Origin of the sequence: Streptomyces sp. SID486 (assembly GCF_009865385.1) — a bacterium.
Lineage (GTDB): Bacteria > Actinomycetota > Actinomycetes > Streptomycetales > Streptomycetaceae > Streptomyces.
The window spans coordinates 1-8,509 of the sequence record NZ_WWJT01000682.1 but is presented as its reverse complement, the minus strand read 5'-3'; the positions used below and the strand labels follow the sequence as shown (position 1 = coordinate 8,509).

The 8,509-nt window shown below is 73.5% G+C and carries 8 protein-coding genes; 4 read left to right on the top strand and 4 right to left on the bottom strand.

Features of this window, described 5'->3' with window-relative positions; all coding sequences use genetic code 11:
* The coding region (locus GT045_RS31580) for a histidinol-phosphate transaminase (protein WP_161336276.1) at window positions 1-1,334 on the bottom strand (1,334 nt) is incomplete at its 3' end.
* A gap of 262 nt (window positions 1,335-1,596) precedes the next feature.
* Here GT045_RS31580 and GT045_RS31575 point away from each other — a divergent pair.
* Window positions 1,597-2,616, top strand: a complete 1,020-nt coding sequence (locus GT045_RS31575) for a hypothetical protein (RefSeq protein ID WP_161336275.1) — start codon at window positions 1,597-1,599, stop codon at window positions 2,614-2,616.
* 186 nt (window positions 2,617-2,802) lie between these two features.
* Complete coding sequence (locus GT045_RS31570; protein WP_161336274.1) at window positions 2,803-3,963, top strand: serine hydrolase domain-containing protein; 1,161 nt, start codon at window positions 2,803-2,805, stop codon at window positions 3,961-3,963.
* A gap of 136 nt (window positions 3,964-4,099) precedes the next feature.
* Here the strand turns inward: GT045_RS31570 and GT045_RS31565 are convergent, their stop codons facing one another.
* Together GT045_RS31565 and GT045_RS31560 are read right to left on the bottom strand one after the other, a co-directional pair.
* The gene (locus tag GT045_RS31565; RefSeq protein ID WP_161286814.1) at window positions 4,100-4,519 is read right to left on the bottom strand and encodes an organic hydroperoxide resistance protein; all 420 of its coding nucleotides are present in this window, start codon (window positions 4,517-4,519) and stop codon (window positions 4,100-4,102) included.
* Window positions 4,520-4,613: 94 nt separating this feature from the next.
* A complete protein-coding gene (locus GT045_RS31560; RefSeq protein WP_161286813.1) occupies window positions 4,614-5,642 on the bottom strand; it encodes an NADP-dependent oxidoreductase in 1,029 nt (342 codons plus the stop codon).
* Between the two features lie 97 nt (window positions 5,643-5,739).
* Between GT045_RS31560 and GT045_RS31555 the strand changes: the two genes are divergently transcribed.
* A complete protein-coding gene (locus tag GT045_RS31555) occupies window positions 5,740-6,177 on the top strand; it encodes a MarR family transcriptional regulator (protein WP_161286812.1) in 438 nt (145 codons plus the stop codon).
* 115 nt (window positions 6,178-6,292) lie between these two features.
* Entirely contained in the window at window positions 6,293-7,096 is an 804-nt protein-coding gene (locus tag GT045_RS31550) for an EI24 domain-containing protein (protein WP_161286811.1), read from the top strand.
* On the opposite strand, the gene GT045_RS31545 is transcribed toward GT045_RS31550, so the two are convergent.
* Window positions 7,086-8,351: a pyroglutamyl peptidase gene (locus GT045_RS31545; RefSeq protein ID WP_161336273.1), complete on the bottom strand. Its 1,266-nt coding sequence runs from the start codon at window positions 8,349-8,351 to the stop codon at window positions 7,086-7,088. The two genes, GT045_RS31550 and GT045_RS31545, sit on opposite strands and share 11 nt — an antisense overlap.
* Window positions 8,352-8,509 lie beyond the last annotated feature (158 nt).

The window sequence follows — 8,509 nt, the reverse complement described above, 5'->3', positions numbered from 1 at the left end:
GGCACGGGTGCCGGCTGGGGCGCCGCCGGCATCGGCATCCCGCCGCCGGCCGGCGCGACGGCGGCGGGGAGCGGCATGCCGGTGCCGGCGGCCGGGGCGGGGCCGCCCGTGGGCAGTTGCAGGCCGGCCCCGTTGGTCTCGCTGACCAGCCGGTCCACGGCCGCCGTACCCGAGCTGTAGCTGGTCCCGGTGCCCAGCTCGGGTACGGCGGCTTTCCCCCTGGACCCGTAGAGCACCTGTTCCAGGCCGGACACCAGGCGACGCACGTCGACCTGGGGGCGCACCACGAGCCGCAGGAAGCGGCTGGAGGATCCGATCTTGTTGCCGCACTCGCGGACCAGGATCCGGTGCTCGGTGAGCATCCGGTCCCGGACCACCGTCCCCTCGGCGCCCAGCGGCAGGCGCACGAAGAGGAAGTTGCCCTGGGAGGGGTAGACGGTGAGGCCGGGCAGCGCGGAGAGATGGCTGGCCATCTCCAGGCGGTCGCGGCGGACCTGCGTCAGGCTCTGCGCGTACTCCGCGCCGTGCTCCCTGAGCATGAACACCACGTGCTCGGCGAAGGAGTTGAGGTTCCACCTCGGCAGCATCGAGCGGACCCTGCCCGCGAGCGCGGGGCCCGCGACCAGGTAGCCGAAGCGTATGCCGTGCAGGCCGAAGTTCTTGCCGAGGCTGCGCAGCACGATCACGTTGGGACGGAGCATGGCCTCCTGGACGACGCTCGGCTCGGTCTCGGCGTCGGCGAACTCCAGGAACGACTCGTCGATCACCACCAGGTCCAGGTCGGCCATGGCGTCCATGAACTGCACCAGCTGCTGCTTGCGCAGGAAGCCGCCGTCGGGGTTGTTGGGGTTGCAGACCACCGCGGCCCGGGTGCCCCTGGCCCGGATGAACTCGGCGTACCGGCCGAGGTCCAGGGCGAAGCCGCTCGCCTCCTGGAGCGGGAACATGTCGACCCGCTTGCCCGTCTCCATCGGCTGGTCGGTCCAGCGGCCGAACGTCGGCACGGGGACGGCGAGCGACTCGCGCACCAGCAGGTGGTCGATCCAGGTGATCAGCTCGGTGGAGCCGTTGCCCATCGCCACGCAGCTCGGCGGGAGTCGGAGCAGATCGCACAGCTCGGCCGTGATGGTGTCGGCGCCGCTCGGGTAGTAGGTGACGATCTCGCGCAACCGGGCCGCCATCTCCTCGAACATGGCGGGCGTCGGGAAGTACGGGTTGCACGGTACGCAGAAGTCCACCGGGCCGGTTCCGTCGCCGCCCTCCCGCGTCAGCGCCGCCATGGAGGGGCTGTGCGCGGTGGTGCCGCGGAACAACGAGGTGACGTTGCCGGCCAAGGGGACCTCCGTTCGGGTGGCCCGTGCGGGGGAGCACGGGCCGCCCTTGGATACGAAGGAGGCGCGCGGGGTGTTCAATCCGGGTGGGACGTGGAGGAAGTGTGGGCGCCCGCCCCCCCCGTGAGCCGGGGCCGACGGGCCGGACGGAACCCGGCGGGGGCTTCGGTTTCGGTGAAACTTTCGAGAACTCTTTCGACCCCGCACGAAACCTTCACAGCGGCGCCTGGAACCTGACCCTTGCGGACTCTAGTCTTCCCGCGTCATGGACTACTGCCCCCCGTGCCGACGGCACCTCAACGGCGCCCTGGCCTGCCCCGGGTGCGGCACTCCCGCCGACCGGCTCGCCGTCCCGGTCACGGCACCGGCCGCGCACCCGCACGGGCACCCGCAGGGGTACGGGCACGACTACGGGCACGACTACGGCTACGGGCAGGGTCCCGCCGGGCCGTCGGCGCCGTACGCGGGTCACCCGTACGAGCGGCCCGGCGAACGGCCCCCCGGCGAGCAGTACGCCGGATCGGCCGGCCCTGCCGAGGACGGCGGCGCGGCGGTGAGGGACGACGTCCATGCCGAGGCCGCCGCCGACGCCTACACCGCCGACGCGCACACCGCCGACGCTCACACCGACGGCGCTTACGCCGTCGGCGCTCACCCCGACGGCGCGGAGGACGACGTAGCCGCCGAGGACGACGCACCCGCGGAGGGCGACGTCCCCGCCGGCCGGCGTGCCGCAGCCCGGGCCGGCGCCAGCCGGCGGGACCGCAAGGCCGCCGTGCACCGCCGCCGGCGCCGCCGCACCCTGCTCGTGGCCGTCGGGTTCGTGCTCGCCGCCGGCGGACTGAGCCTCGCCGAACTCGGCACGGACGCTCCCTTCTCGCCCTTCGCCGGTGACAGCCCGGCCCCGGCCGGGGACACCACCGCGGACGGCGGCGCCACCACCACCGTGCCGGACCGCACGGCCGAGCCGATCGACGCCACCTCCGGCGCCGCCCCGAGCCGGGGCGGGCCGGTCTCCCCGGACGCCTCCGTCTCCGCGTCCGCGTCCGGATCCGGGTCCGCCTCACCGAAGGACGCGGACCCGGCGTCCGCCTCCACCTCCGCCGAGGCCGGCGGACAGGCGCACCAGTCGGCCACGACGGGCTCCGGTGCGCCCCCCGGCACGCCCGCCGTCCCGCCCGCCACGCAGCCGGCCACCCCGACCGCCGCCCCGACGTCCACCGCGCCCTCTCCCGAGCCGTCGCCCACCAGGACCTGTGACCGCTTCCTGTGGTGGTGCACCTGATCCGCGCCCCCGGCGCACTCCGACGGCACCGTGTCCCCTCCGCCATCCGGGGCATCCGTGTCACCCGACGGCCCCCGCGGGGGTTGAGTCGGACGAGCACGTCCGGCCGTACCGGTCAGGGAACGCCCGAAGCCGGCAGGGACGTTGTGCCGAGCAAGACCAGCGGGCAGCGGTCGAGGAGAGTGGATGACGCGGGACATCACCGTCCAGGGCACGGTCGCGGAGGGCTTCGAGCCGGTGCGCGAGGAGTTCGCGGCCGTCGTCGCCGGGGAGCGGGACGACTACGAGGGCCAGTTGTGCGCGTACGTGCACGGCCGCCGGGTGGTGGACCTCTGGGCGGGCGCGGGTGCGGCCGGTGACTCGCTGTACGCCGTGTACTCGGCCACGAAGGGCGCGGCCCACCTGGTCGCGGCGCTGCTCGTGCAGGACGGCACGCTGGAGGTGGACCGCAAGGTCACCTACTACTGGCCGGAGTTCGCCGCCGAGGGCAAGGGCGCGCTGACCCTGCGGGACCTGCTCGCGCACCGGGCCGGGCTGGTCGGCACCGACACCGGCTTCAGCCTCGCCGAGCTGGCGGACGACCGGGTGATCGCCGAACGCCTCGCCGACCAGCGGCCGTTCTGGCGGCCGGGCACGGCGTTCGGGTACCACGCGCTGGTGATCGGCGCGCTGACCGGTGAGATCGTCCGCCGCGCGACGGGCCGTACGCTCCAGGAGGTGTACGAGGAGCGGATCCGCGCGCCCCACGGCCTCGACCTCCACCTGGGCCTGCCGGCCGCCCACGAGCCCCGCTTCCGTACCGTCCGCCCGATGCTGCCGACCCCCGCCCAGCAGGCCCGGCTCGACGCCCGGCCGAGCGGCCCGGACACCCTGGAGTCGATCGCCTACAACCTGCACGGCGCGGACCCCACCGACCTGCAGAGCCTGCCGAACGAACGGCTGATCCGCGCGAGCGGCCCCGCCTCGGTGGGCGGCGTCGGCTCGGCCCGCGGCCTGGCGGGCATGTACGCGGCGATGATCAGCGAGGTGGACGGCAGGGCCCCGCTGCTGAAGGAGGACACGCTCGCGGAGTTCGCCCGGATCCACTCCGTCGGGTACGACCTGGTGGCCCGGGAGCACAAGGCGTTCGGCCTCGGGTTCCAGGCGACCGCCGACACCTGGCATCCCTTCCTCGGGGCCGGTGCGCTCGGCCACAGCGGCGTGAACGGCGTGCAGTCCTTCGCGGACCCGCGCAGCGGGCTCGCCTACGGCTACACACGGAGGCGGTTCGCGTACCCGGGCGGAGCCGCGCCGGAGAACGACAGGCTGGCGGCCGCCGTCCACCGGGCGGCACGGGCGACGCCCTGAAGGGGTGCGGGGAACCGCGCGGGGGCCGTGGGCTGCGCGCACCCGGCGACGTGCCGGCACCGGCAGCGGCCGTGGACGCGCAGCAGCCGCACCCCACGTCCAGGGATGCGGCTGCCGATGTACGCAACGACGGAGGTCAGGCGAGCGTCACGGTGATGTTCCCGCGCGTCGCCTTCGAGTAGGGGCACACCTGGTGCGCCTTCTCGACCAGGTCCCGTGCGGTGGCCTGGTCGACGTTCGGGATGTTCGCCGAGATCTCCACGATGATCCCGAAGCCGTCGTCGTTCTTGCCGATGCCGACCTTGGCGGTGACCGTCGAGCCGGAGATGTCGGCGCCCTCCTGCCGGGCAACGACACCGAGCGCCCCCTGGAAGCACGCGCTGTAGCCGGCGGCGAACAGCTGCTCCGGGTTCGTGCCGGCGCCGTTGCCGCCCATCTCCTTGGGCGGGTTCACGACGACGTCGAGCTTGCCGTCGTCGGTGGCGACCCGGCCGTCGCGGCCGTTCTCGGCGGTGGCGACGGCGGTGTACAGGACGTCGGACTGCGTGATGGCCATGCGGTTTCCTCCTCCTCGGTCCGCCGTGACTCGCGCCCACGATCGACGACGGATTTCGGAAAGAAGTTACCGCATGCCGAAAATCCCGTGAAGGCTAGAGCTTGACGACCATCTTGCCGATGTTGTCGCCGCGCAGCACCCCGAGGAACGCCTCCAGGTTGTTCTCGATGCCCTCGACCACGGTCTCCCGGTACTTCAGCGCGCCCGAGGCGACCCACGGCCCGACCTCCTGGACGAACTGCGGCTGCAGGTCGTAGTGGTCGCCGACGAGGAAGCCCTCGATCCGGCCGCGGGTCTGGATCAGCCGGGCGAGGTTCCTGGGGCCGGGGGCGGGCTCGGTGTTGTTGTAGACCGAGATCATGCCGCAGACCGCGATCCGGCCGCCCTGGTTGAGGGAACCGATGGCGGCCTCCAGGTGGTCGCCGCCGACGTTGTCGAAGTAGACGTCGACGCCGTCGGGCGCGGCCTCGCGCAGCTGCTCGGCGACGGGGCCGTTCTTGTAGTTGAAGGCGGCGTCGAAGCCGTACTCGTCCACCAGCAGCTTGACCTTCTCGTCGGAACCGGCCGAGCCGATGACCCGGGAGGCGCCCTTGAGCTTGGCGATCTGGCCCACCTGGCTGCCCACGGCGCCGGCCGCGCCCGACACGAACACCACGTCACCCTCCTTGAAGGAGGCGGTGCGCAGCAGGCCGGCGTAGGCGGTCAGGCCGGTCATGCCGAGGACGCCGAGGTACGCCGACAGGGGTACGGCCTCCGGGTCGACCGTCACGGCCGGGATGGCCGTCGGGCCCACCTTGACGGCGTTCTTCGCGTCCACCGCGGCGTACTCGCGCCAGCCGAGGAAGTGCAGGACGTGGTCGCCGACCGCGATGCCCTCGGCGTTCGACTCGATCACCTCGCCGACCGCGCCGCCCTGCATGACCTTGTCCAGCTCGAAGGGGGCGGCGTACGACTTCGCTGCGCTCATCCGGCCGCGCATGTACGGGTCGACGGAGAGGTACTTGTTCCGCACCAGCACCTGGCCCTCGCCCGGGGTCGGGACCGGCGTCTCCACCAGGGCGAAGTCCTCGGGCTTCGGCCAGCCGACGGGACGGCTGAGCAGGTGCCACTCGCGGTTGATCATGACAGAGCCTTTCCGGGTTGCTTCAGTTACTTCAGTACCTGAAACAACCATGCGCCTGAATATTTCATGATGTCAAGTAACCGGGTATCCTATGGGCATGTCCACCCCATCGAAGCCCCACCGCCCCGACGCCCTCACCATGGAGGTCGTCGAGCTGATCGGTGACGTCGTGGCCCGCTTCTACGCGGACTACGAGGAGGCGGCGGGCGAGCACGCGCTGACCGGCCCGCAGGCCCGGCTCCTCAGCCTGCTCTCGCTGGAGCCGCTGCCCATGCGCAAGCTGGCGCAGAAGCTGAAGTGCGAGCCGTCCAACGTGACCGGGATCGTGGACCGCCTGGAATCCCGCGGCCTGGTGGAGCGCCGCCCGGACCCGGCCGACCGCCGGGTGAAGGTGGCCGCCGCCACCGACGAGGGCCGCCAGGTGGCCCGGGAGCTGCGCGAGGGCCTCCACTTCGCCCGCGAACCGCTCGCCGGGCTGTCGGAGGACGAGAGGCGCTCGCTGCGGGACCTGCTGCACCGCATGCTGACCGACTGACCGACCGACTGACCGGCTGACCGGCTGACCGGCCGGTCGACTCGCTGACCGGCCGGTCGGGCGTTCGAGCGACTGCCCGCCGGTCCGCGCGGGCCCAGCCAGTAAAGTCCTGGCCATGCGTGATCTCGGGGTGGGTTTCGGTTATCTGCTGAAGGGCCAGCGGTGGGTGGCCCGGCACGGGCGCCAGTACAGGTTCGGGCTCCTGCCCGGCCTGATCACGCTGGTGCTGTACGCGGCGGCGCTGGTCGCGCTCGCCGTGTGGGGCGCGGACGCCGTCGGCTGGGCCACCCCGTTCGCCGACGACTGGCCGAGCCCCTGGCAGGGCCTGTTCCGCGGCTTTCTGACCGCCGTCCTCTTCGCCCTGGGCCTGCTGCTCGCCGTGCTGACGTTCACGGCCGTCACCCTGCTGGTCGGCCAGCCCTTCTACGAGAGTCTCTCGGAGCGGGTCGACGCCGACGTCTCGTCCGACGGCGCAGCCGCCCGGTCGGACCTCCCGCTCTGGCGCGAGCTGTGGATCTCGGCCCGGGACAGCCTGCGCGTGCTGGTGCGGGCCGGGGTGTGGGGCGTGCTGCTCTTCGCCCTGGGGTTCGTGCCCTTCGTCGGGCAGACCGTCGTACCCGTGATCGGCTTCTTCGTCACCGGCTTCTTCCTCACCGAGGAACTCGCCGCGGTGGCCATGCAGCGCCGGGGTGTGGACCTGCGGGCCCGGCTCGCCCTGCTCCGCTCGCGCAAGACCCTGGTGTGGGGCTTCGGCACGCCCCTGGGCCTGGCCTTCCTGGTGCCGTTCGTCGCGGTGTTCCTGATGCCGGGCGCGGTCGCGGGCGCCACGCTCCTCGCCCGCGACCTGCTGGGCGAGGAGAGTGCCACCGAGACCGGCGCCCCCGGCGGCCGGCCCGACCCGGAGGACGTCAGCCGGTGACCCGGGCGGCCGCGCCGAGCGCGACCGTCACGATCGACCGCACCTGAGCGACGATGTCCAGCCGGTTCCGCACGAACTCCGGGTCGGTGACCGTCCCGGTCGCCGGATCGGTGTTGCCGGCGCCGAACTGGAGGACGGGCGTGTGCACATGCCCGCCGGGCAGCGTGCCGTGCAGCCCGAGCCGGTCCCGCAGCAGGGTGGCGCGGTAGGCGATCTCGTTGGAGAGGTAGTCGCCGCCGCCCCCGGCACGGGCCGTCGAACCGGTGGTCGGGCCGTCCGGCCGTACGACCGGGCCGCCGCCGCCCGCCGGGATCTCGGTCACCTCCGTGTGGTCGTAGACGGGGAAGCGTCCCGTCCGCGCGGCCACGACGGCGGCGTACGGCAGGGTGGTGCCCGTCCACTGGGGCTGCGTGGCCGGGTCGGCGACGGGGACCGTCTCCGTGCGCGAGACGTCGTCGTTGTCCGGGAAGCCGCCGCGCCAGGCGCCGTTGGTGCGCTCGATGTCGAACCGGCCGGCCCGGCCCTGGCTCACGGTCGTGAACAGGTCGACCCGCGGCAGGTACGGTCGCAGCGTGCGCTCCACCGTGCCCTCGGCGAAGTCCCGCCAGCGCACCGGGAACACGGCGGTCTCGACGCGCGCCGGGCCCGCCGCCGTCCGGATCACCGTGCCGTCGAGCGCGAGCGCGGACGCCCCGGAGGGGTTGGAGATGCGGATGTCGCGGTCGAGGGTGAAGGGATCGAAGCCGGTGAGCAGGACGCGCCGCAGCGGCCCCCTGCCCGGGTAGCGGATGTCGGTCTGCCCGCGCGAGGTCCGCTCCAGCGCGTCGAGCAGCGCACCGCGCCGCGCGTCCGGCAGGGGGAACCCGGGCTGCCAGGTGCGCACTTCGCGCGTCATGCCCAGCCGCGCCCAGTACAGCGGCCGGTCGTCGTCCCGGCTCAGGTCGCCGCCGGCCGGCCCCCGTCCCTGCGCCCGCCGCACGGCCCGCCGCCACAGCGCGGAGCCCTGCCGTACGACGGCCTCGCGGGCCTGCGCGTAGGAGTGCGCGCCCGCGAGCGCGCGGCCGAACTCCGGTGCCACGGTGTCGAAGCCGGAGCGCCGCAGGATCTCCTGCGGCACGGACCGCTCCAGCCGCTGCTCCTCGGTGGTCGGCGCGGAGGCCGCGGCGGAGGCGGTGGTGGCGGGCGCGCAGAGGGCGGTCAGGGCGGTCAGCAGGGCCAGGCCGGGTACACCGAGCCGAACACGTCGGGATGTCAAGGGGGTTCGGGTCCTTCCGTCGCTGTGGGGCGCGTGGTGCGGGGGACGGCGGAAGTATCGCGTGACGGACGCGGTCAGCGCCATGGGGCGTGGGCGCATCGCTTGGCGGACGCGGTCAGCGCCATGGTGCGTGGGCGCATCGCTTGGCGGACGCGCTC